This is a genomic window from Demequina sp. NBRC 110055 (genome assembly GCF_002090135.1).
GTDB lineage: Bacteria > Actinomycetota > Actinomycetes > Actinomycetales > Demequinaceae > Demequina.
In genome coordinates, this window is the sequence record NZ_BBRL01000004.1 from 203,582 (window position 1) to 225,114 (window position 21,533).

Consider the following 21,533-nt stretch of genomic DNA (forward strand, 5'->3'; position numbering starts at 1 on the left):
GGGGTGTGAGGGAGTGCGTGCGCACCTAAATGCGCCGCTCCCCGCACGAAAATGGCAACCCATCTGTTGCATAAATCGGGACCTAGATCCGTGGGACGTCGGTCCCGGCGGCCCCAGGCGCCCATTGGCGGCGTGCTGCGTCACCCGGCCAACGCATCGGCCCTCGTCATGGTTCCCCGCGACGTTCCCCGCTCCCCCTAGGCTGGCGGGCATGAGCATCGGCGCCACCTGGGCAGGCACTCACCACTTCCGCGCGAGTGACCTGGTCGAGGCGACCAGCATCGAGCAGGTCCAGGAGCTGCTCGCGGACACCGACGGTCCCGTGCGAGCGCTCGGCACCCGCCACAGCTTCAACGACCTCGCCGACACCGCGGGCACGCTCGTCACCGTCACGGACATCCCCGCCGACCCGGTCCTCGACGAGGAGGCGCGCACCGTCACCGTCGGCGCGGGCGTGCGCTACGGCGTGCTGGCCGCCTGGCTCCACGAACGCGGCTGGGCGCTGCACAACATGGGCTCGCTGCCCCACATCTCGGTGGGCGGGGCCGTAGCGACGGGCACCCACGGTTCGGGGCTCACCAACGGATGTTTGGCCGATGCCGTGGCCGGCTTGCAATTTGTGGGCGCCCAGGGAGTGCTGCGCACCGTGGCCCGTGGCCAGGATGGCTTCGAGGGGCTCGTCATCGGCCTGGGGGCCTACGGCGTGGTGGTGCGCCTCACCTTGGACATCCAGCCCTCCTACGTGGTCCGTCAGGACGTGTACCGCGGCCTGCCGTGGTCGGCGCTGCTCGACGACCTTCCGGGAGTCATGGGCGCCGGCTACTCCGTGAGCGCGTTCACCACCTGGGACGAGGAGACGGTGCAGCAGGTGTGGCGCAAGACCCGCCTCGGCGTGAGCGACGAGCCCGGGCCGACGTGGCTGGGCTCGCGCCTCGAGACCCCCGACGAGTCGGGGCTGGTCGACGCCGACCCGGCGGCACTCACGGTGCGCGGCGGTGTCGAGGGTCCGTGGCTCGAGCGGCTCCCGCACTTCCGCCTGGACCACACTCCCTCGAATGGCGACGAGATCCAGACCGAGTACTTCGTGGCGCTCGAGGACGGGGCCGATGCGTTGGTAGCGGTCCGCGCCCTGGCCGCCGACATCGCGCCGCACCTCCTGGTGACGGAGCTCCGGACGTTGGCCGCCGACGGCCTGTGGCTCTCGGGCGCCTACCGGCGCGACACTCTCGCGATCCACTTCACGTGGCGCAACCGGCCCGCCGAGGTCGCCGCGCTCACGCCGCGCATCGAGGAGGCGCTCGCGCCGTTCGGCGCTCGCCCGCACTGGGGCAAGGTCCACACGATGACGGCCGATGCCGTGGCCGCCGTCCATCCTCAGCTCGCCCAGGCGAGGCTGTTGTTCGAGGCCCTCGACCCGACGGGTCGGTTCGCGAACGCGCACCTCAGGCGGCTGGGGATCCGCGCGTAGGCGAGACCGCGCGCGGTCCTGCCGGGGCATCGGCCCGGCGTAGGCTCGTCAGGTGAGCGTCCAACCAGCCACCCCCGGCCCGCTGACCGTCCGCACCGTGGAGATCGACCATCCCGGTGACCTCATCTCGCGGTTGCCGGTCCCCGGGATCTCGTGGGTGAGGCGCGGCGAGGGCATGGTCGCGTGGGGCGAGGTCGCCCGGCTCGACACCGCTGGGACCCATCGCATCGACGAGGCCGACGCCTGGTGGCGCCGCGTCACCCGGCACGCCGTGGTGCGCGACGACGTCCACGTTCCCGGCACCGGGCTGATCGCGTTCGGTTCCTTCGCCTTCGCCGACTCGTCGCCCGCGGGCGGGGCGCTCATCGTGCCGCGCTACGTGCTGGGCGTGCGCGGCGATACCGCGTGGCTCACCGTCATCTCGGAGGACGGCGCCATCGATCTCCCCGGGCTCGACGAGGCCACCGCGAACGCCACTCCCGTCGCTCCGATGCCCTCGGTTGCCATCGCGGACGGCGACCGCGACGCGTGGGCAAGCGCCGTGACGGCCGCCGTGGACCGCATCGGCGCCGGCGAGCTGGACAAGGTGGTGCTGGCGCGCGCGGTGGCGGCCACGGCATCGGCTCCCCTCGATACCCGAGCCGTGCTCGCACGCCTGGCCGAAGACTACCCCAGCTGCTGGACGTTCGCCGTCGACGGGCTCATGGGCGCGACGCCCGAGCTGCTCGCGCGCGTGGACCACGGCCTGGTGACGTCGCGCGTCCTCGCCGGCACCATCCGGCCCACGGGAGACGAGACGGCCGACCTCGCCCACGCCGCCGCGCTCGCGCGCTCATCGAAGGACCGCGAGGAGCACGAGTACGCGGTGCGCTCGGTGCGCGACGTGCTCGAGGCCCACTGTGGATCTGTCAATGTGCCCGAGGAGCCCTCGGTGCTGCACCTTCCGAACGTCATGCACCTCGCCACCGACGTCACGGGCGTGCTCAGCCACAACGCGTCGGCGCTCGAACTGATCCGCGAGCTGCACCCGTCGGCCGCCGTGTGCGGGACGCCCACACTCACGGCCGCGCGCGTGATCGACGAACTCGAGGGGCTCGACCGCGCCCGCTACGCCGGACCCGTGGGCTGGATCAACGCTGCGGGTGACGGCGAGTGGTGCATCGGCCTGCGCTCGGCCGAGGTGTCGCCGTCCGACCCCACTCGACTGCGCCTGTTCGCCGGCTGCGGGATCGTCGCGGCGAGCGAACCCGACTCCGAATGGGCAGAATCGGAAGCGAAACTCGAGCCGATGCGCCGCGCGCTGGGAACGCTGTAGGAGCCTGACCGCGTCAGACGATGTCGCCCGTCGCGGTCAGGATCGCGACTCCCCCACATTCCTCGCCCAGGGCTGCTGCCAGGGCAATCCCGAGGTTGGGGGCGACGTCCATCCCCACGGCGGGGTCGACCACCCAGGCACATACCTCGGTCCAGTATCGCGCCCCCGCCCATACGCCCGGGTCGTGAAGGCGCAGCACGCGTGGGATATCGGCGGAGTACGCGATCGCTTTGGGAACGGACACCTCCAGCATCCGCCGGCCATACGCGTCGCACACGCTCGCCGTGGCGCCGTCGGCCGAGGGAAGCACCGTAAACGACTCGTCGACGCTCAAAGCGAGGTGCTCGATCAGGGCAGCCGACGGGCTGTCTTCCGTGAGCAACACCACGGGGACGAGGGCGCCGCTGCTCATGAGTTGCCCTCCTTGGCACCCTCGGGCGACATGACGCCCGCCGCCGCTGAGAGGCGTTCCACGCCCACCTCCCGCAAGAGTTCCGCGAGCTGACCCCAGCTGCCGTTCGCACTGGGCTCGAAGGTCGCGACCAGGCTCGGAAGACGCTGGCGTCCCGCCCGCGAGAGACGATGACGGTCAGACCATTGATCGATGTCCTTGGCCAACCCGCGCGCGGCACGGGGCCCGACGAGGAGCGCCACCGGAGTGGGGGGCGATGCCCGCCCGGGACGCTGCACGAGGTCCGGCCAGCCGGTCACGGCCGATACCGCTCCCATGAGTGGCATGCGAGCGGCGTCTGCGACCCGACGGAGCGCATGGTCTGCACGCTCCGTGATGGCCTCGAGCGCGCCGGCCATCACGGTCACCCCCGGCACCGAGGCCAGTCCCACGACCGTCTCGTCGACTCCCGTGGTGGTGCGTCGCGCCACGATCGTGGCCTCAATTCGCCCCTCGCGGCCTACCACCACCGAACGGGTGGACGTGGGCATGCGTCCTCGCGCATGGCGAGTGAGCACGTCCTCGTCCCACGGCAGCAGCGCGGGCTCGTGGGTGTTCCATCCCGCGGGGGCATCGTCCGCGAGCGCGGCGGCGAGGACCTCCAGCGTCCGCCCCAGCTCTGTGGCCTCGTCCGCGGCATGGTGGACGGACACGGAGAACGCCGCGACGAGGGTGGGAGGCGCGTCTAGCGTGCGTAGCGCCACCGGCGACTCACGGGGGCCGGGTGTGACGGGGTCGGCGACTGCACTCCACACGTGGCCGGTGGTCGGCGACTCCACTGTGCCGTCCGGCGCGGCCGCCACCCAGGCTCCACCGAGCACCTCGACCAGATAGCGCGCGGCGAAGGTCATCTCTGCGCCGGGGCGGGTGCGAAGGACCGGTCTGAGGCCGATCTCCGCCGCACGAGCAAGAACGTCGACCAGGGCATCGCTCAGATAGACCACGCGAGCCGGGGCGTCAACCACCACCATGGACTCGGTCACGGCTGCGACAAGCGGATGGTGACCCAGGTCAACTTCACCGATCATGCGTCGGCCCCTTTCGAGTCGCTGCCCGGCTCGTCAAACGCGACCTGCATGAGGCGCGGCGGCTGGGCCCGGCGGATGATGCGCGCGCGCCCGGGAATGGCGGCACCCGCGTATACGCCCGGCCATAGGGCACCTTCCGAGCGTTCGCCCGACAGCAGCAGACCGGTCGCCCCCACATCCCTGACGGTCTGCATGGTCGAGTCGTACAACGCGCGCGACGCCCCCGCCACCGGGCGCGTCAGGATCACCGATAGGCCGAGGTCGCGCGCCTGCGGCAGGAACGGCAGCAGCGGCTCGAGCGGAGCGGAGTTGCCGGCCGAGAGGATGTCGAAGTCGTCGGCGATGACAACGACGCGCATGGCCGCGGAGGACTGCCCGTCGCGACGCTTGGCGAGCTCCTGCGCGACGGCGGCCGCGAGCTCGCGCGCCCGCGGGCCGCTCGTGGCGTGGCCGCCGAGGTAGTCGTCGTCAAGTTCCGCTGCGAGCGTGCCACGCGGCTCCATGAGGGCGATGACCATCTCGTCGGGCCCGTGACGCTCGGTGAGGCCCACGATGATGCGTCGCAGTACCGCGGTCTTGCCCGAGCCGGGATCGCCGAGCACCAGCAGATGGGGGTCTGCTCCGGCCAGGTCGAGCATCTCGGGGGACATCGTGTCCTGGCGCAGGCCCAGCGGAATACGGTCGGGCTCGTCGAACACCCCGGGCAGCGTGCTTGGGGCGAGGATGTCGGGCAAGAGCCGGATGGGCGCCGCCGCCGGGCCACGCCAATCGGCCGCCGTGCGCTGCGCCAGCGCGGTCAACGCCTCGCCAGCGTTCTCCTCAGGCCCGTCATCGATGCGCGGGATGGCGACCTGCGCGAACAGCTTGGCCGCCGTCAGGGCGCGTCCCGGGCGCTTGACGGTCTCCGCGAGTTTGCGCGCAATGGTGGACTCTGTGGGGTCGTTGAGCCTGAGCTCGACCTTGTTGCCGATGAGAGGCTGGTGCCGCATGGGCACCTCCGCCCACCGGGTGAGCGACATCACCACGTGGATACCGAAGGACCCGCCGCGCGTCAGCAGGTCGGCCATGGGGGCCTCGAGGTGGTCGAAGTCCGTGCGCACCAACCCATAGCCGTCGACGAGGAGCACCACGTCGGGCGAGATCACTGTCGGAAGACGGCCGGCGGCGTGGACGGCACGCCAGTGGGCCATCGACTCGATCGCCATTTCCCTGAAGAGCCGCTCGCGCTCGGCGAGCATGGCGTGCAGCTCTTCCAGCAGGCGCAGGTGTTGCTCCGCGCGATGGCGCGTGACAATGCCTCCCACATGCGGAAAGCCTTCCAGCCGCGCGAGCCCGGCGCCTGCAAGGTCAAGGCCGTACATCGTGACCTGTGCCGGGGTGTGGGTTGTGGCGATGCCCGCCGCGAAGGCGCGCAAGAAGGTGGTGCGGCCCGACTGCGGAGCACCAATGACGGCGTGGTGACCACCGTTGGCGTCGAGGTCGATGCGCCATGACCCTTGGAACTGGCGTGCCGGGTCATCGATGAGTCCGAGGGGAACCTGAAGCGGCTCGCGATGGTGGCTGTCGAGGACGTCGAACAGGGCGAGTCGCTCGGGAAGTGGCGGAAGCCAGACGCTCGCTACCGGGGGTACATCCTTCCGCAGTCGTGCCACGGCCTCTTCCACGAGCGGGGGCCGCGGCGCGTCGGGGGTGGCCCGAGTGGCACTGCTCTCCTCGCGGCCCTGCAGCACCGCCGCCAGGCTGTTCGATGCCGGCAGCGGCACGGCGAAGGCGGGCTCATCCGTGTCGAGCTCGATGGGTCCTGGGGTGGGCCCCGACACGTACCCTGAGCGGAATCGTGTGTAGACGGTCGTATCGACTTTCAGGAAGCCCCAGCCAGGTTCGGGGGGCAGGTGAAAGGCGTCAACCGTGTTGAGCACCACCTGCGACTCGGATTCCGAGAAGGTGCGCAAGCCGATGCGGTACGACAGATAGGTATCGAGCCCCCGGAGTTTCCCCGACTCGATGCGCTGACTCGACAGCAGCATGTGCACTCCGATGGAACGCCCGATGCGGCCGATGGTGAGGAGCAGGTCCACGAACTCGGGTTCCGCGGTGAGGAGCTCACCGAACTCGTCGATGACCACAAACAGATGCGGCATCGGAGCCAGGTGCGGGTTGACGGCACGGGCGCGGCGATACTCGGTGATCGACGCGAGGGAACCGGCCTCCTTCAGCTGGCGTTGGCGACGTACCACTTCGCCCGCGATCGACGCGCGAGCCCTCTCGACGAGACCCGACTCGCCCTCGAGGTTGTCGATCAGTCCCGAGACGTGTGGCAACGGGGCCAGCGGCGCGAAGGCCGCCCCACCCTTGTAGTCGACGAGGATCATCGCGAGGTCCTCGGGGCTGTGCTGCCCGGCAAGGCCCAGGACGAGGGTGCGCAGGAATTCGGATTTGCCGGATCCGGTGGCGCCGATGCAGATGCCGTGGGGGCCCATGCCCCCCTGGGCGCCTTCTTTGAGGTCAATCTCCACGGCGTTGCCGAGGTCGTCCGACCCGACACCGACGCGCAGGAAACGGGGCCCGGCGTGGGTCGCCCACCGCGCGGGCGACAGCTCCTCAACCGCGGCGACGCCGAGGAGATCGAGGGGGCCGACCGTTCCTCCCGTCCCTCCCTCGGCTCGCGACACGACGCTGAGGCGTCGCGGAGCAAGCGCCGAGCACAGCGCGGCAAATACCGCAGGCGACAGCGAGTCCGGCCGTGCGGAGACGGTTGGCTGGTCGGGATCGTCGGGCCACTCGACGGTGAGGCGCGGGCCATCGGCCTCGACGGTGACAGTCAACCTCACGTCGGTGTCCGAGGGCTCGTCGAGGCGGCTCTCGACGAGGCTGAGGTGGATCAACCCCGCAGTACGCGCGGCCACGCCGCCCGGCAACGCCAGGGGCGCCGTCGCCCCCTCGTGATAGTCCTCGACGACCAGGAGCGCCCCGAAGGGCGCGCGCTCGCCCGCTCGCCTGCCCGAGGCGAACGCCGTGCGCGCCGTCACGTCGTCCGCCATGGTGGCCAGCACCTCGGCCGCACCCGCACCCACCCGGCGCGCGAGAATCGGTCCATCCCACTGACCATCAAGCGCGGCGTGAGGAAGGAGGTCGAAGCCATCCCACTCGGTGCGCGCCTCGGGCGGGGAGGCAAGGGCGAGGGAGACGTCGGTCGGTGCATGGAGCGCGGCGGTCTGCGCGAGGATCGCCCTCGCCAGCGCTCTTCCCTGCTCCCGGGGCGCCACGATGGTGACCGCGGCGGCGCCGGCGAGCGACGCGACCATCGGCATGCCCCCAATAGCGCTGTAGAGCTCACACACCTGCTGCCCCGCCCTGACCATCATCGGATCGTGGGGCTGGACGGGGTCGTGCTCCTCCGGCATGGCGAGGCCAAACCAGGGGACCACGCCCTCTCCCACGCGCAGGCGCAGGAAGTCCTCGTCGCCGCGGCGGCGTTCCCACAGGCGTGCAGGGTTGCGGATGACGTCCGCAAGGTCCACCGGAGCGGGATCAAGCAGCCGGGCCTCGTCACGGACCTCCGTCCGCTCGCTCCTGACCTCGGAACGGACACGTTCCAGGTAGTCGAGGTAGCGCTCGCGGGCCAGGCGACGCTGACGCACCTGACGCCCGCGAGACGACACCGCCATGCCCACACCACCCACCAGCGCGACCACCAGGATCATGGCGCCGACGATCACCATCACGGGGTTGCCGCGCAGGACCACCATCATCGTGATGGAGGACAGTGAGCCGATGACGGGCAGTAATGACTGCAAAGGGAGGCCGCCGGGCGGCGCGTCGCCGAGCGGCGGAGGCGCGGCAAGAGTGCGCGCCTCGGGCTGTTCGAGGGGACGCGTCTCGCGGCCAGGACGATGGACGAGTTGGCTGGTCATGCGTGCAGCCCCTCGCGCGTGGCGGTCATGGCGTCACCCGCAGCGGTCACGGCGGCGATTCGGGTCCGGATCGATGCTCGCTCTAGTTGGCCCATGGTGAGGGCCTCGTCGTACGGCAGGCTCGCGCTCGCGCGCGGATGGCGTTCCGCGACGAACGTCGACCACGGCGAACGCGACCGGCCACCGTTCGTGAAGACGACCATACTCGCGCACCCGTCGGGGTGAGCGGCGAGGGCGTCGGCGAGGGCGAGCGAGTCCTCACCCACCGCGCGGTCCCAGGTGCTGACGATGACGACGATCGTGGCATCGGCGACGGCAGGAAGCGCGAAGGCGGGGTCGCCAATCCTCGCGCGGTCGACCACCGAGACGTCGAAGCTCCTGTCGTCGCCCAACGCTGCGCCAAGGCTTGCTCCATGCCACGGGACCGTGTGGTCCGTGCGCCCCGCGATAGCGGGAGAGGTGAGCAGGACGGGCCCGCTGCGGTGGCGCGCCAGCGTGCGGGTGAGGAGCGACGCGACAGTGGTGGTGCCCGCCCCCGCAACGAGCGATGTCACGACAATGCGCCTCACCGTCGCCGTCGGGGAAGCGACGCGCGGCAAAGCATCCGCGAGCGCTCCCATGGACGCCGCTCCTACGACCAGCGTCACGAGAACAACCCGAGCATGGTGCCGTAGACGCCGTACACGCCGATGGCGCACGGCACTATCGCGATCGCCGCGATCGCCTCAATGGTGTCCCCCCACCGCCGCAGGCGGATGCGCGTGTGCTGGGCAGGCAGGAGGGCACCGGCCACGACCGCACCCAGCGCCGCCACGCTCGCCACCGCGACCATGGTCGTCTGATCGCCGGCGACCACGAGCCCGAGCGCGACACTGAGAACGGGAGCGAGCATCACCGGCCAGATGTGCACGGCAAGTGCCATGACGCGCGAGCGTAGGAGCATGACGACGGCAATGGCTCCGCCCGTGAGCTGAGCCCACAGTTCCCCTGTGGCCAAGAGCGACGCGATCACCACCGCGAGCACACTGACGAGCGCGTACACGCTCCACGTCTTCGTCCTGTAAGCCTGCGCGATGCCGACCGTCACGGTCGCACGTGGTGGCGGCGTTCCGTCGTTCGCGTGGTCGTCGAGGCGCGCGAGTCCCGACCAGGCCAACGCGAGCCCCGGCACCACGCCGAGCGCGGCGATCGCGACAGCGCCGAGCACCACTGACGCCTGAGCACTTCCCGCGCCACATGCGAGGGCCAGGAGCAGGCCTCCCATGAGCGCGGTGCCGATGGCGCTGCCGAGCGCGGCCGCGCGGTGGCGCACCCCCGCCCCGACGATGAGCACCAGCCACACCGCGGTGCCCGCCGTCGCGGCGACCAACACGGGAGGAGAATCGGCGTCAATGGCCGATGCCACCGGGAGGGCAGCAGCGACGGCGGCGCCGACCGCCGCGCCCAGGAGCGGCGCGGCGAGGTCACGCTTGCCGGTGAGCGCCGCTGCGGCGCACGCCGCCGCAATCAGGATCGCGACAGTACCTGCGAGCCATGGAAGGGCATCCGCTGCCGGCAGCAGTCCCACCGCCGTGGCAACGCCGGCCACCACGCCAGCGGCGCGGCGGCGGTGCGGGGAACCCCAGGCGCCGGGGTGGCCGTCACGTGCCTCGGCGACGGCATCGGTCACATCCAGCACCTCGGGGGGCGCGGGAAGGGCGGCGGCGCGCACCAGGCGTAGCACGGCGCCGTCGGCGATCTGCAACTCGGCGGGACCATGGCTCGTGTCGAGTTCCTGGCCGGCGTCGTCGACCACCGCGAGGCGGGCGATCGCGTGCGGCTCCTCGACGGTGTCCGCGATGGTCGCCAGGTGCGCCGCAAGCGGCTCGTCACTGGGCACCACCATCGTGGCGCGTCGCGTGGATCCGACAACGACCAACCGTGTGTACTGCGTCATGCTTCTTCATTCCCCCCCGGTGCGGTCCACGCGACAGTCGCGGCGCCAGTGGCTGCCGCATCCGCGCGGTCGTGCAGGTATTGACCGACAAACGACACGCCGGCGCATACGGCCACCGCGATGGCACCCACGACGATGCCGACAACGATCCTTATGTGCACGGGCCGCACGCGCCGGCGCACGTCGAGCCCTCCGTGAACGGCGGCGGCCGCGAGCCTGTCGCGACGCTCGCGCGCCGTTTCGACGATCGCCAGGTCCCGCTCTGTCATGAGTGGCCTCCATGGCTGAACGTCACCATGTGGTCGCCGATCTCTACCGAGGCGCCGAGCGGCACCTCTCGAGGCACGTGGGCGGCCAGACGCACGCGCGATCCTTCCGGCGCGACGATGGCGCTGCCATTGGTCGACCCGAGGTCCGTCACGGAGATCTGCCCCTCGGGCTGCACCTCAAGGCGCAGGTGGCTCTTCGACAGCGTACGGCTGAGGTCATTCACGACGATCGTCCCGGAGCCGTCCTGCGCCGCCGGCCGCCGGCCGATAATGACGGTGCCGGTGACCGCGTGGCGCGCAGACCCGTCGACCGTCAGCGTCACAGGGCCCCGCAGCGAACGCGGGGGCGGCGGGGCCGGCTCCATTCCCGGCGGCAGGACCGGGATGCGCGGTTGTGCGTCTCGGGTCGACGCGTGGTGGTCGGGGACGGCGATGTCCGCGCCCGGTCGGGACCGCGCAACTCGGGACGAGGACTCGTCGCGCCGCGCGTCGAGCGCGACAAGGACCACGGGGCCGCGACGCGGGTCGACGGGGTGAGCTCCGCCCCGCAGGGTCGCGAGCCGCGCCGGACGCGGGGGAAGTATCCGTGCCCAGCCCAGTGGCGCATCGTCCTCCCTCGCGACCATCACGACGCCCACGAGCCTGAATGCTAGGCCCTGCCCACGCCCCACCGTGGCCCCGGCATCGGCCGCTAGAACGAGGACCACGACGAGCAATGCGACCCCGGCGACCAACGGCCCGGTGTGGCGCGCGGCCACCACGACCCCGACGAGGACGAGGAACTCGATGACGACAAGAAGCCACGCCGCCGTGGTTGTCGCGGGGGTGGCGGCGGCGATGGCCCTCGAGGCGTCCACGCTGGCACTACGGGAGGCGGACGTGATGGGGGCTGGCACGTTCCGCATCGTAGAGGTGCAGAGGCGTTGTCGGTAGGACGTGTGAGGATTTGGACATATCGACCTGCCGGGAAACGATGCTCTTATGTATGGTGGCCCAGTCAGTACTCATCTTTAGGGGAGGAGCAGGCGTGAAGTTTGCTATGGGTTCTCAGACGCTTGGTCAGTTGACCAAGCAGACGCAGACGTCGGGCGAGGATTTGGCTTCGTTGGTACGGCAGTTGGGTGATGCTGCGGAGCCGTTAGAGGGCAGGTTCAATGGCACGGCGCGTGCGGCGTTTGATCAGTTCAAGGTAAACACGGATCAGATTGCTGTGGAGTTGTCGGGCGCGTTGCAGGCTGTTCTCGCCGGTGTAGCCGGAATGGACCGGTCGTTCGTGGAGTCCGAGTCCGAGATGGCGGATCAGACGCGCTCGAGCCAGGGTTCGGTCAGTTTCGATGCCGCTCGATTTTCGACGGGTGCGTGAGGGGGAGCCATGGCTGGGAATGTGACGGATCGTCGCGACTATGACGTTGCGGCGTCGCAGAATGCGCAGGACAACTTCAACGCGGTCGCGGCTCGCTTGGAGGCGTTGATCGAGGCTCGTGATGCTGACGTGCGCACCGCGATGGCCGACTATCAGGCCGATGGCGTGTCGGACGACTATGCGGCGAAGGAACTGCGGTGGAAGAACGCGGCTGCCGGCGTGAAGCAGATCATCGCGACGCTGCGTGCTTCCCTGGAGCAGTCCGACGAGACGGCGCAGGCGGCGTTGTCGAAGGCCAAGACGGCTGTGGGCAACATCGGCTAACGCGCGAGCGTGTGGCGTTCCGAGGGGCCAGGCGGCAGGTGGCGTCGTGGTTTCGGTGCCGTCTTAAGGGGGTAGGTAGTGACGGGTTGGCATGTGCAGCCGCAGGCGTTGCAATCGACGGTTGAGTCGACATCGACGCTGGTGGGTGACCTAGCGGGCTTGTTTGTGGCCTCCGATGGGGGCTTGTCGACCGCTTTGGGTGAGGACTGTGTTGACGTGTTGGCTGAGTCAACCGGTTTCGACGGGGTGGTGATGGAGGCCGTGTCGGGGCTGCTCACGGACCAGTTGACGAACCGGGTCTCGCCCGCGATCGGTGCTTACCAGACGGCTCTTTCCTCGACGGTTCAAGCCGCGAATCTCGTCATGGCTGGTGATGAGGAGCAGGCCGGGATCATTCGTCAGGCGGCTGCGGACTCGACGGACGTGGGCCTGTGACTGTCACGGTAGGCCAGTGTGTCGCGTTTGATGGGCTCATACAGCCCGAAGCGATTCCCGGCCATCAGCTCAATGCCGACAAGATTGTCTCAGCGGCCACGAGTGCGCGCACGTTGGCGTCGAACCTGACGGGTAAGGCCGACGAGGTGTCCACCGCGTGGCGTGCCCTTCCGAGCGTGTTCACTATTCCCGACGGCGAACCCATGTATGGCGCGATGGATGCGCCGAGCGCGTCGCTTGAGGTCGTGGCGGGCAGGATGGTGTCGATGGCGGGAATCTTGGAGGACTACGCCTCCACCGTGACCCCCATCAAGACCACCCTGTCTGACATCAAGACGCGTGCACACACGTTCGTCAACTCCCTGGAGCCGGGCAACACGGTGTGGATGTCGGCGCGCTCCACCACCACCTACCAGTGGGATGCGAACGCTTCGGCCCACTCCCTGACCGGCTACGGCTACGGCTACGCGACCGCAGGTGTCGACACCCAGGCCGATACGTGGCATTCGGTGTACGACGCTGCCGCCTATCTGCAAGGCAGGGGCGAGACCACGAGAATCGTGGGTGGCCGGGTCGAGATTCTCGTGTCCTGGCTCGAGTCGGGCGAGCATGTGGGCATCAATAACGACCTCATGGACGAGGTCGCTGACGCTTTCGCGCTGTTATCCCAGGCAGAGGCCGAATGCGCCAACGCGATCAACGCGCTTCGTGAAGACGCCTGCCTCGCCGAGGTTCAGGCGGTGGAGGCGTGGCAGCTCAAACAAGAGGGCACCGAGCTTCCCTGGGGTGCGAAGGTCGAGGAAGAACGCAACTGCGGCGAACAAGTCGGCAACGGCTTCGTTCAGTTCGGCAAGGGCACCGTCGAGGGCTTGGGCTCCCTGATCTCCTACAACCCGATCACCGGTGAATGGGGTGACTGGGACTTCGCGCTGGACTCCTGGGCGGGGATCGGTGACACCGTCGTCGCGCTATCGACCGTGACGGCCAGCCCCATCGGCCTCGTCAACATGGCCGTCAACGGACCAGAAGCGTACGGCGAGTCCCTCACGACCATGACGGAACTGGGCAAGTCCCTGGTCGCGTGGGACACGTGGGAAGACGCACCCGCACAGGCGGGCACCGAAACCGTGTTGAACATTGCGACCATGTTCATCCCCGTCGGCGGCTGGGCCGCCGGCACCATCAAGGGACTGTCCAAAGCCGCAGGCCTGACCCGCGTCACCTCCGCCATCACCCGCATCGAGGGCGTCACCACGCGCATCACCAGCCACCTCCTCCCCGACCTCAACCGCCTCGACACACCACGCGTCCACCTCGACGTCGACACCCCCAGCGTCAAACCCGACGTCGACACCCCCCGCATCGACACCCCCGCGCCACGGATCGACGCGGAGACTCCCGAGGTGAGGCCCGACCCGGACGCGCCAGTCGTGAGGCCTGACACCGAGGCGCCCGCCTTAAGGCCCGACACGGACGGCCCCTCCGTCAAGCCCGACACGGACACACCCGAAGCGCCAACTCCCGGTGGGCACAGACCGGACAGCGGTGATCAGCCTCGACCTCCCACGGGGGGAACGAGCAGCAGCGGTCCCATCGAGTCCTCTGACTCCGCGATCCTCGATTTCGCGCAGTCTCATAGCTTGTCGAACGAGCAGTTGCACGACCTTCGACGCACGCCCGTTGACGATCTCACTGCCGATCAGGTTGCCACGCTCAAGGAATTGCGCGAGCTCATTCCTGCTCCCACCCCCGACACCGCAATGGTGAAGGTCGTGCCGCTGGACACTGCCCAGAAATACCTGTCGGGTGAATACGACGCCGCCGTGCGCGGGTTCGTCGCACGCGCCACGGACATCGAACCCCAGGGCGGTCTCTCCCGCGTCGTCGAGGACCTTCGATTGGATTATGACGGCAGTCCCTACACTGCTGCGGACGCGAAGGGTTACGCGTACATCGAGTTCACGACCCCTGACGCCGCGCGCATTGACACCCCGTACTCGCAGAAGTTCGGAGGCAGCTCGGATCACGATCAGCCGTTCACTGGCAACGGCTTCGTCGGCAATACCGACGGCACATGGAGACCCGAGTATGAAATCAACGGCGGCGCGGTGTCGCTGAGCGACGGCGCTAAGTTGTGGCAGGTCGGGCCAGATGGGCCGAGACTTGTCGGGGTTTTGGAGCGAGGCAGTTGGTCAGTAGCGCGGGGAGTTCAACCATGAGGCGCCGGACGTCACCCTCGGGCCCCTACGCTGTCATCGATGGCGAGGAGTTCCCGTTATTCACGAGTGCGGACCACAGGTACTACGCATGGTCCGAGCATGCTCGCGAGGGCTTCGAGTCTGTTCGCGTCGGGATCGTCACCGGAGAACCGGACGGCTTCGCCCACTATCCGGCCCCGGATGAGTGGCTTGAGTGTGTGAACTACACCTACGACGTGACATACAAGGGTTTGCTCGTTAACGGGTACCCCAACCAGGCGGGCAGGTTCACCCTGTACCTCGACACAGGGCATGTAGGGTCGCCAGTCACGCGCGAGCAGGCTCGCGCTGCGGAGTTTGACTATGGCGCCATGGGGCCCGACCAGTGGGACAAGATCGTCGAACTCGACGATCCCGACTTGGAGTTCAAGCTGATCCGTACCCCGATCGATCCACCGTGGATGACGAACGGAGATACGGCCAGATGACGTTCCTTGTTTCAGCGGTCACTGGTGCGCGTGCGCGGTCCTTGATCGAGGCGGGATTGCCGTGGCTGGGCGGTTACGTGGTGCGCGGACAAGACCTCGCGTCGGGGCTGACGGTCGCGGCGCTTCACGAGGAGCTTGGCCTGTCTTTCCCGGGCTCGCCTTTCGATCCCGCGGCGCCGTCGCTAGATATCTTGCGTCTGCCAGTCACCGGGACAGTGCAGCTCGCTTCGCCGGGCAGTGACGCACCGGCATTCGTCGACCATTCCCCGTTGTCCGGTACGGGATTTGTGGAATCGGCGTCGGGGTTCGTGCCCTACTGGTGGATGGCACCGTCCCCTATCCCGGCGGGGACAACCTTGTGGCGCGTCTATGCTGACGGCCGCGAGGAAGCCTTGGCAACCTACGCGCACATCGCACTGGGATGGGTGGGGCCCTCCCCGCAGCAGCAGTTGCGCCCCACCCCCGTACGTTTTCCCGAGATGATCGGGACCTGGGCGACGATCGCGGGCAACCGTTTCCTCGCCGACACCCTGCCCGACGGAAGCATCATCGTGTGCTCACCCGTCGAGCAAGAAGGCATGCTCTTATCTCCACGCGGGATCTGGTGGAAGAGCGTCGCGTCCCCCACGCTCGACTCGATGGACGTCGTGCGGGTCACCGCCACGCTTGACGGCAGGCCAGTGCAGATTGTTGGCATGGAGGCAGGTGACGGCGGCCCGAACGCCCACATTGTCTACACCGGCCACAACGCGCATGACGCCGAGTCGATGAACCTGGCCAAGACCGCTGCCGGCGTCTACGAGGCGATCGTGCCGTTGTCGTCGTTGTCGAACGCCGCCGAGACGCGCACCGACGTCGCACTCCAAGCCGCCCTTTGACGTGCAAGCGCGCCTCCGCCACCGCAACTAAGGAGTCACACCTCAACCCTCAGCAGTCCCTCAGGCTTGGCGTCCTTGTGGAAGTGAAGGGCGGCATGGACCCATGATGCTCGATCAGTTGGCAGCGTTTTCCGTGTGGGCTTCCACGGCCGGCTATCACCGGATCATTGACGAGGACGCGATCGTGATCGCAGACGACGGTAGTGACCTTCGCTATGACGTCCGACACGACGGGGCTCGGTGGATACTGTCGAAAGCAGAACGAGCCTCGGACGAGACCGTTCTCATGACTTCAGGTTGGTGTGTCCCGGGGCGCTTCAATGTGGGGATATTCCACCATGCGACACCCTGACTACGGATGCGATATGTGCCTCGCAGAACTGCGAGCTGTGGAGTACCGTCACATTCGACTCGTTGCAGAGGCGAAGACCACCTTTCTCCAGGTCTACCAATGCGACACGTGCGGCCAGTGGTACGACATCGACCTCAGCGGACGCATCTGCCAGCGCGACGAGCGACATGCACGAGCGTCGCTACGCGACATTGAGGCAGGACTGTGAGCGAACCAACGCCTCTCGACGTTCTCAAGGCACTCATGAATGCGGGAAGTGAGGAGGACGCGGCTCGTCTTGCAATGGCGCGCCTCTTCCTACAGGTGCCAGTGGTGGTCCCGTCGAGGGGTGACCCCGCGGTAGTCGGCGGCTTCTCGCCCCTCACGATCGATCACGAGGGCACGACCTGCATTGTTTCTCTCGTTTCCAATGTCGCGCTGGAGCGTGCGCAGGAAGTCGCTCCATTCGCCTTAGAGATGACTGGAGCGCAGTTGGTGGAGACGTTGAACGCGGAAGTCGGCGTTGTGGTCGACAACGGCAGCGGTTCCTTCGTCCTGACTCCGAACCTCATCCGATACCTGCAATCGCCCGAAGCGTCGAGATGAGGCCATCTGGCGTCCGACATTGTGATGCGCCCCGGGTCTCCTGGACGCTGTCACCTGCCTGACTCGGGACGCGCGCCGCGCGCGTGTCGGTGGGCATAGGCACAATGAGAGCTAGCACGCAGCGCAGGGAGGCATGATGACGCACACTGCACATTCCCACTCGCACGACGCGGAGCCGATGACGGACTTCTCGCGTGCATCGTGGGAGGCGAAGTACCGCGAGCGCGAGGCGCTGTGGTCCGGCCAGCCCAACGCCCCGCTGGTGGACGAGGTCGAGAACCTCGCCCCGGCATCGGCCCTCGAAGTGGGATGCGGCGAGGGAGCCGATGCCGTGTGGCTCGCCACCCAGGGGTGGCAGGTGACGGGCGTTGATCTTTCTGCGACGGCGCTGGCGCGTGCCCAGGTGCACGCCGAGGCCTCGGGCGTGTCCTCGCACGTGACCTTCACCGACCGCGAGTTGAGCGCCGTCATCGCGGACCATGGGCCGTGGGAGCTGGTGACGTCGATGTACACGCACCCCGGCGAGGGTGGCCGGTGGCTCGTGGAGACGCTCGCTGCCGCTGTCGCGCCGGGCGGTCGCCTGCTCGTCGTGGGCCACCACCCCACCGATCCCCACGCCGCCGAACACCCCGACCTGGCGCGATCCGCGTTCGCGGCGGAGGACGTCGCGGACGTGCTGGACCGTTCGGAGTGGGAGGTGTCAGCCTCGATCCGCGAGCGCGTCACCATGGTCGAGGCCGGTCACGAGCGGCTGTGGCGAGACGCGGTACTCGTGGCACGGCGCCACTAGACCCCGCAGGCCTCGCCCTGACGCCCACCCCGGCCTTCGGTCCCAGGCCAGCCGCGGCATAGGCCATTAGCGTCGCGCCATGAGCGACGACACCACGTGGGCCTACCGCCTCATCGCCCCCTATCGGTTCGAGCGCGTCGAGGTGCCGGTGCCGTCGGCGCCCGGGCCGGGCGAGCTGCTGGTGCGCCTCACCGCCGGGGCCGTGTGCGGCTCGGACCTGCCGTTCGCGCGCGGCGCGCTGGTGCCCGAGGGTGGGCCGCGCCAGCCGGGCCGCCCCATGCACGAAGTCGTGGGCGAGGTGCTCGCGAGCGCCCACGTGGACTTCTCCCCCGGCGACCGCGTGGTCGGCTGGGCCTCCAACTGGGACGCGCTGCGCGGGGTGTTCGTGACGCGCGGCGACCAGGTCGCGAAGGTGCGGATGGAGACGACCGATGCGCTCGCGACCGTCGCGCAGTCGGTCGCCTGCCTCTTCACCGTGTTCGACCGGCTGGGACCGTTGGCGGGCCGCTCCGTGGCGATCGTGGGCGTGGGGCCGTTTGGACTGATGACGTCGGTGCTGGCCAGAAAGCTCGGCGCGGGGCGCATCACGGGGATCGATCCACTCGACCGGGCCGCGGATGCCGAGGGGCTCGGGTTTGACGCGCTGGTCAGGCAGAACTCACGGGTCTGGGCTGGGGGTCTCGCAGAGGCGGATCGTCCCGACATCGTGATCGAGATGGTGGGCCATCAACCGTCGACGGTGGCCGATGCGATGAACGCCGTCGCTCCCGGCGGCACCGTCGTCGCCTTCGGGGTGCCGGACGACGAGTGGTACGCGCTGCCGATGCGGTCCTTCTTCCGTCGCCACGGCACACTCGTGACGGGCGTGACGCGCCACCACCGCGCGATGCTCGAGCGCGCGCAGGACTTCCTCATTGCCGAGCCGTGGTTCGCCGAGCGGATGGTCACCGACGTCGTCCCGATCGCAGAGGTGGAGCGAGCATTCGCCGCCGCCTGCGCCCCTCGGCCGGGCCAGCGCAAGGTGGTCCTGGAGGTCGCCTAAGCGCGCACCACGGCCTCGACGAGCTCCATGCCCGTCACCGGCGAGGCGAGGGCGCGGGCGAGCGCGTCGGCGTTCGTGACTCGGGTGTGGCGGACCCCGTAGGCGGCCGCGAGCGGCGCGAGGTCCACGCCGTGGGGCGTCGTGAAGACGCGCTCCACGTTGGGCGGCGGCGCGCTGGCGTGCTCGAGCCCGCCGAAGATGGTGCCGCCGCCGTCATTGATGACGACGATGCGCACGCGCGGCCGTGTCTCGCGCGGGCCGATGAGCAGCCCACCCACGTCGTGCAGGAACGTCACGTCGCCCATGAGCGCACTCACGGGCCGTCGTGCCGCGAGCGCCATGCCCACGGCCGTCGCCACGGTGCCATCGATGCCCGCGAGCCCGCGATTCGCTACCAGCACCGGGGCGTCGCCCACCTCCCACGCAGGGGCCACCTGGTCCACGGCGCGGATGGAACCGGAGGAGCCGAGGAGCGCGGGCTCGCCGGGGGTCAGGGACTCCAGGAAGGCCGATGCCACGGCCCGGCGGTCCCACGAAGTCGCCTGGGGCTCGAGGACGGAGGCCGCTTCGCGCCAGCGCGCGAGCCATGCGGAGTCGCCTAGCGCCAGCGTCCCGTCCGAGCGTTGCGTCCACGAGGCCGGGACGCCCCTGAGGACACGCTCGGCGTGCCGGGGGGCCTCGCGCCAGCGTGCACCGTGGCCCGCGACCATGAGTGCGGGGGCATCGGCGATCAACCGCTGCACCTGGCGGGTGAGCGTGGGCCTGCCCACCACCACCACCTGGTGGACCTGGTTCGCCAGGGTGCGTCCGGCATCGGCCGCCAAGAGGTCCAGGTAGCGCGGGATGCAGGCGTCGCCCTCGCGGGCGCCCGAGGTGGGCTCGGCGAGGAGCGGCCACCCGTGGGCCTCGGCGATCAGCCGGGCGGCGGGGCCCGCGCCGTCACCCGCGATGACCAGACCGCGCTCGACCTCGGGCAGCGGCGCGGGCTCGTCGACCATGGGGATGCCGTGTGAGCCCGTGGACGGGTGCGCGTCGACGTGCGGCGGGTCGTCCCACACGCCGTTGTCGGTGCTCAGGGGGTCGCGGAACTCGAGATTGAGATGCACGGGGCCGGGCGTGCCCGTCATGTCGTCGCGGTTGGGATCGCCGAGCGCGACGCCGACGGCCTGCGTCGCGAGGCGGGCGGCGTGGCCCGGGGCGTCACCGTCCGCCGGGGCCGCGACGTCCGCGCTCCAGCGCACGAAGGTGCCGAAGATGCCCACCTGGTCGGTGGTCTGGTTGGCTCCCACGCCTCGGAGCTCACCGGGACGGTCCGCGGTGAGGAGCAGCAGCGGGAGGCCACTGTGGTGCGCCTCCATGACGGCGGGCATGAGGTTGCCCACGGCGGTGCCGGACGTCGTGACGATGGCGACGGCCCGGGCCTGTCCTGTCGCGGCAGCACCCCTTGCAAGCCCCAGCGCCAGGAACGCCGCGGAGCGCTCGTCGATGCGCACGTGGAGGTCCACGCCGGGCGCTCCGAGCGGCGGATTGTCGGCGCCGGCCTCAGCAAGTGCGTGCGCAAGCGGGCCCGAGCGGGAGCCGGGGCACAGCACGAATTCGCGCACGCCTCGTTGGGCGAGGGTCGCGACGAGTTCGCGGGCAAACGCAGCGGACGGATAACTCACGCAGTCACCTCGAGGGGTTGCAGGCCCATGCGGCCGTGGGAGGGCAGCCAGGTGTGGGCCACGGTGTCTGTCGCGAGGAGCGCACCGGTGCCGAGGCCGCAGGCCAGCGGCTCACGATCGAGCGCGAGGGCGAGGGCCACTCCCGCAGCGAGGCCCACGGAGGATTCCATCGCGGAGGACACGGTGATGGGAAGGTCGCCCACGCTGTCAGCGATGTCGAGGGCGCGGCGCACCCCTCCCAGGGGGTGAGCCTTCAGGATGATGACGTCGGCGGCATGGGCCTTGAGGACGGCGTCGGCGGAACCGGGGATGCGCACGGACTCGTCGGCGGCCAGGGGTACATCGACGCGGCGGCGCAGGGCGGCGAGGTCCTCGACGGTCGCGACGGGCTGCTCGGCGTATTGGAGGCCGTGTGCGCCCCCGGCGCGGGCGGCGCGGTCGAGGAGAGGGAGGCAGCGAGCGGCCTCGTCGAGATCCCAGCCGCCGTTGACGTCGACCCGAATGGCACCTTGGGGCCCGAGCGCGTCGGCGACCGCCTCGACGCGGGCAAGGTCCTCCGCGAGCTCAGAGCCTCCGCCCACCTTGACCTTGGCGGTCGTGCAGCCATTGCGGGTCGCATATTCGCGAGCCCGGTCGGGGTCGACGAGCGGGACGATGGCGTTGACGGCGACGCTCTCGCGACGGGGGCTCGGCCAGTCGCCGCGGGCGGCTTCCATGGCACCGCGCCACCAGCGCGAGGCCCGCTCAGCGTCGTAGTCGGGAAACGGGCTGTACTCGCCCCAGTGGTCACGCCCCTCGTCATCGCGGGTGCGGATCAGGACGCCGGTGCGACGAGTCGTGGCCCGGAAACGCGTCGAGAGCGCGACGGTAAAGGGCCGGAACTCCATGGGCTCAGCCTACGGCGCGCGCCCCTATCGGTTTGGCCCACAGATGTGACGCTTGTGACCTCTGGGGCGGAAGTGAGGAGCACAGCCGCCTCTCGCGCCTCACGAGTCACACGTGTGGTCCAAAGCGATATGAGGGGCGCGGATAC

Annotated in this window: 21 protein-coding genes; 12 read left to right on the plus strand and 9 right to left on the minus strand. The window is 69.5% G+C overall.

The genetic code is table 11. The annotated features are described in order from the left end of the window. Positions 1-211: 211 nt before the first annotated feature. Together B7K24_RS01010 and B7K24_RS01015 are read left to right on the plus strand one after the other, a co-directional pair. Complete coding sequence (locus B7K24_RS01010; protein ID WP_084128029.1) at positions 212-1,468, plus strand: FAD-binding protein; 1,257 nt, start codon at positions 212-214, stop codon at positions 1,466-1,468. A gap of 52 nt (positions 1,469-1,520) precedes the next feature. Further along, positions 1,521-2,783: an isochorismate synthase MenF gene (locus B7K24_RS01015; RefSeq protein WP_084128031.1), complete on the plus strand. Its 1,263-nt coding sequence runs from the start codon at positions 1,521-1,523 to the stop codon at positions 2,781-2,783. Positions 2,784-2,796: 13 nt separating this feature from the next. Here B7K24_RS01015 and B7K24_RS01020 read toward each other — a convergent pair whose 3' ends face one another. The 7 genes from B7K24_RS01020 to B7K24_RS01050 are packed head-to-tail and all read right to left on the minus strand — an operon-like array spanning position 2,797 to position 11,277. Further along, positions 2,797-3,195 carry a hypothetical protein gene (locus tag B7K24_RS01020; RefSeq protein WP_084128033.1) on the minus strand — a complete coding sequence of 133 codons (399 nt, stop codon included), beginning with the start codon at positions 3,193-3,195 and terminating at the stop codon, positions 2,797-2,799. Further along, complete coding sequence (locus B7K24_RS01025; protein ID WP_084128035.1) at positions 3,192-4,262, minus strand: DUF6177 family protein; 1,071 nt, start codon at positions 4,260-4,262, stop codon at positions 3,192-3,194. The genes B7K24_RS01020 and B7K24_RS01025 overlap by 4 nt, the downstream gene beginning before the upstream one ends. Then, entirely contained in the window at positions 4,259-8,176 is a 3,918-nt protein-coding gene (gene eccCa / locus B7K24_RS01030) for a type VII secretion protein EccCa (RefSeq protein WP_084128036.1), read from the minus strand. The genes B7K24_RS01025 and eccCa overlap by 4 nt, the downstream gene beginning before the upstream one ends. Beyond that, complete coding sequence (locus B7K24_RS01035; RefSeq protein ID WP_084128038.1) at positions 8,173-8,796, minus strand: hypothetical protein; 624 nt, start codon at positions 8,794-8,796, stop codon at positions 8,173-8,175. The genes eccCa and B7K24_RS01035 overlap by 4 nt, the downstream gene beginning before the upstream one ends. A 23-nt stretch (positions 8,797-8,819) precedes the next feature. After that, the gene (locus B7K24_RS01040) at positions 8,820-10,112 is read right to left on the minus strand and encodes a hypothetical protein (RefSeq protein WP_084128040.1); all 1,293 of its coding nucleotides are present in this window, start codon (positions 10,110-10,112) and stop codon (positions 8,820-8,822) included. Then, on the minus strand, positions 10,109-10,381 hold the full coding sequence (locus tag B7K24_RS01045) for a hypothetical protein (protein ID WP_084128041.1): 273 nt from the start codon (positions 10,379-10,381) through the stop codon (positions 10,109-10,111). The genes B7K24_RS01040 and B7K24_RS01045 overlap by 4 nt, the downstream gene beginning before the upstream one ends. Beyond that, the gene (locus B7K24_RS01050) at positions 10,378-11,277 is read right to left on the minus strand and encodes an FHA domain-containing protein (protein WP_084128043.1); all 900 of its coding nucleotides are present in this window, start codon (positions 11,275-11,277) and stop codon (positions 10,378-10,380) included. The genes B7K24_RS01045 and B7K24_RS01050 overlap by 4 nt, the downstream gene beginning before the upstream one ends. A gap of 131 nt (positions 11,278-11,408) precedes the next feature. Here B7K24_RS01050 and B7K24_RS01055 point away from each other — a divergent pair, with 131 nt between their 5' ends. The 10 genes from B7K24_RS01055 to B7K24_RS01105 all read left to right on the plus strand — a co-directional run bounded on the left by B7K24_RS01055 (position 11,409) and on the right by B7K24_RS01105 (position 18,836). Further along, a complete protein-coding gene (locus B7K24_RS01055) occupies positions 11,409-11,744 on the plus strand; it encodes a hypothetical protein (RefSeq protein ID WP_084128045.1) in 336 nt (111 codons plus the stop codon). A 9-nt stretch (positions 11,745-11,753) separates the two neighbouring features. Next, the gene (locus tag B7K24_RS01060) at positions 11,754-12,068 is read left to right on the plus strand and encodes a pore-forming ESAT-6 family protein (protein WP_084128046.1); all 315 of its coding nucleotides are present in this window, start codon (positions 11,754-11,756) and stop codon (positions 12,066-12,068) included. Positions 12,069-12,146: 78 nt separating this feature from the next. Next, positions 12,147-12,503 (plus strand): DUF6507 family protein, encoded by a 357-nt coding sequence (locus tag B7K24_RS01065; protein ID WP_084128048.1) that lies wholly within the window; start codon positions 12,147-12,149, stop codon positions 12,501-12,503. Beyond that, on the plus strand, positions 12,500-14,722 hold the full coding sequence (locus B7K24_RS01070) for a hypothetical protein (protein WP_084128050.1): 2,223 nt from the start codon (positions 12,500-12,502) through the stop codon (positions 14,720-14,722). The genes B7K24_RS01065 and B7K24_RS01070 overlap by 4 nt, the downstream gene beginning before the upstream one ends. Further along, complete coding sequence (locus B7K24_RS01075; RefSeq protein WP_084128052.1) at positions 14,719-15,189, plus strand: hypothetical protein; 471 nt, start codon at positions 14,719-14,721, stop codon at positions 15,187-15,189. The genes B7K24_RS01070 and B7K24_RS01075 overlap by 4 nt, the downstream gene beginning before the upstream one ends. After that, the gene (locus B7K24_RS13175; RefSeq protein WP_159449092.1) at positions 15,159-16,067 is read left to right on the plus strand and encodes a hypothetical protein; all 909 of its coding nucleotides are present in this window, start codon (positions 15,159-15,161) and stop codon (positions 16,065-16,067) included. The genes B7K24_RS01075 and B7K24_RS13175 overlap by 31 nt, the downstream gene beginning before the upstream one ends. A 365-nt stretch (positions 16,068-16,432) precedes the next feature. Then, on the plus strand, positions 16,433-16,627 hold the full coding sequence (locus tag B7K24_RS01090) for a hypothetical protein (protein ID WP_084128058.1): 195 nt from the start codon (positions 16,433-16,435) through the stop codon (positions 16,625-16,627). Then, complete coding sequence (locus B7K24_RS01095) at positions 16,624-17,004, plus strand: hypothetical protein (RefSeq protein WP_144268052.1); 381 nt, start codon at positions 16,624-16,626, stop codon at positions 17,002-17,004. Before B7K24_RS01090 ends, B7K24_RS01095 begins: the two co-directional genes overlap by 4 nt. 136 nt (positions 17,005-17,140) lie before the next feature. Beyond that, positions 17,141-17,794, plus strand: coding sequence for a bifunctional 2-polyprenyl-6-hydroxyphenol methylase/3-demethylubiquinol 3-O-methyltransferase UbiG (locus tag B7K24_RS01100; RefSeq protein WP_159449093.1), 654 nt, complete (start codon positions 17,141-17,143; stop codon positions 17,792-17,794). A gap of 79 nt (positions 17,795-17,873) precedes the next feature. After that, a complete protein-coding gene (locus B7K24_RS01105) occupies positions 17,874-18,836 on the plus strand; it encodes a zinc-binding dehydrogenase (RefSeq protein ID WP_084128062.1) in 963 nt (320 codons plus the stop codon). Here the strand turns inward: B7K24_RS01105 and menD are convergent. Then, complete coding sequence (gene menD / locus B7K24_RS01110; RefSeq protein WP_084128064.1) at positions 18,833-20,500, minus strand: 2-succinyl-5-enolpyruvyl-6-hydroxy-3-cyclohexene-1-carboxylic-acid synthase; 1,668 nt, start codon at positions 20,498-20,500, stop codon at positions 18,833-18,835. The genes B7K24_RS01105 and menD overlap by 4 nt on opposite strands. Further along, entirely contained in the window at positions 20,497-21,387 is an 891-nt protein-coding gene (locus tag B7K24_RS01115; RefSeq protein ID WP_084128066.1) for an o-succinylbenzoate synthase, read from the minus strand. The genes menD and B7K24_RS01115 overlap by 4 nt, the downstream gene beginning before the upstream one ends. Positions 21,388-21,533 lie beyond the last annotated feature (146 nt).

Bases quoted from the DNA above. Each gene is read 5' to 3' on its own strand.
- B7K24_RS01025 (WP_084128035.1), bottom strand. From the start codon at position 4,262: ATGATCGGTGAAGTTGACCTGGGTCACCATCCGCTTGTCGCAGCCGTG.
- B7K24_RS01100 (WP_159449093.1), top strand. From the start codon at position 17,141: ATGACGCACACTGCACATTCCCACTCGCACGACGCGGAGCCGATGACG.
- B7K24_RS01105 (WP_084128062.1), top strand. From the start codon at position 17,874: ATGAGCGACGACACCACGTGGGCCTACCGCCTCATCGCCCCCTATCGG.
- B7K24_RS01045 (WP_084128041.1), bottom strand. From the start codon at position 10,381: ATGACAGAGCGGGACCTGGCGATCGTCGAAACGGCGCGCGAGCGTCGC.
- eccCa (WP_084128036.1), bottom strand. From the start codon at position 8,176: ATGACCAGCCAACTCGTCCATCGTCCTGGCCGCGAGACGCGTCCCCTC.
- B7K24_RS01090 (WP_084128058.1), top strand. From the start codon at position 16,433: ATGTGCCTCGCAGAACTGCGAGCTGTGGAGTACCGTCACATTCGACTC.
- B7K24_RS01040 (WP_084128040.1), bottom strand. From the start codon at position 10,112: ATGACGCAGTACACACGGTTGGTCGTTGTCGGATCCACGCGACGCGCC.
- B7K24_RS01115 (WP_084128066.1), bottom strand. From the start codon at position 21,387: ATGGAGTTCCGGCCCTTTACCGTCGCGCTCTCGACGCGTTTCCGGGCC.
- B7K24_RS01020 (WP_084128033.1), bottom strand. From the start codon at position 3,195: ATGAGCAGCGGCGCCCTCGTCCCCGTGGTGTTGCTCACGGAAGACAGC.
- B7K24_RS01035 (WP_084128038.1), bottom strand. From the start codon at position 8,796: ATGGGAGCGCTCGCGGATGCTTTGCCGCGCGTCGCTTCCCCGACGGCG.
- B7K24_RS01075 (WP_084128052.1), top strand. From the start codon at position 14,719: ATGAGGCGCCGGACGTCACCCTCGGGCCCCTACGCTGTCATCGATGGC.
- B7K24_RS01010 (WP_084128029.1), top strand. From the start codon at position 212: ATGAGCATCGGCGCCACCTGGGCAGGCACTCACCACTTCCGCGCGAGT.
- B7K24_RS01060 (WP_084128046.1), top strand. From the start codon at position 11,754: ATGGCTGGGAATGTGACGGATCGTCGCGACTATGACGTTGCGGCGTCG.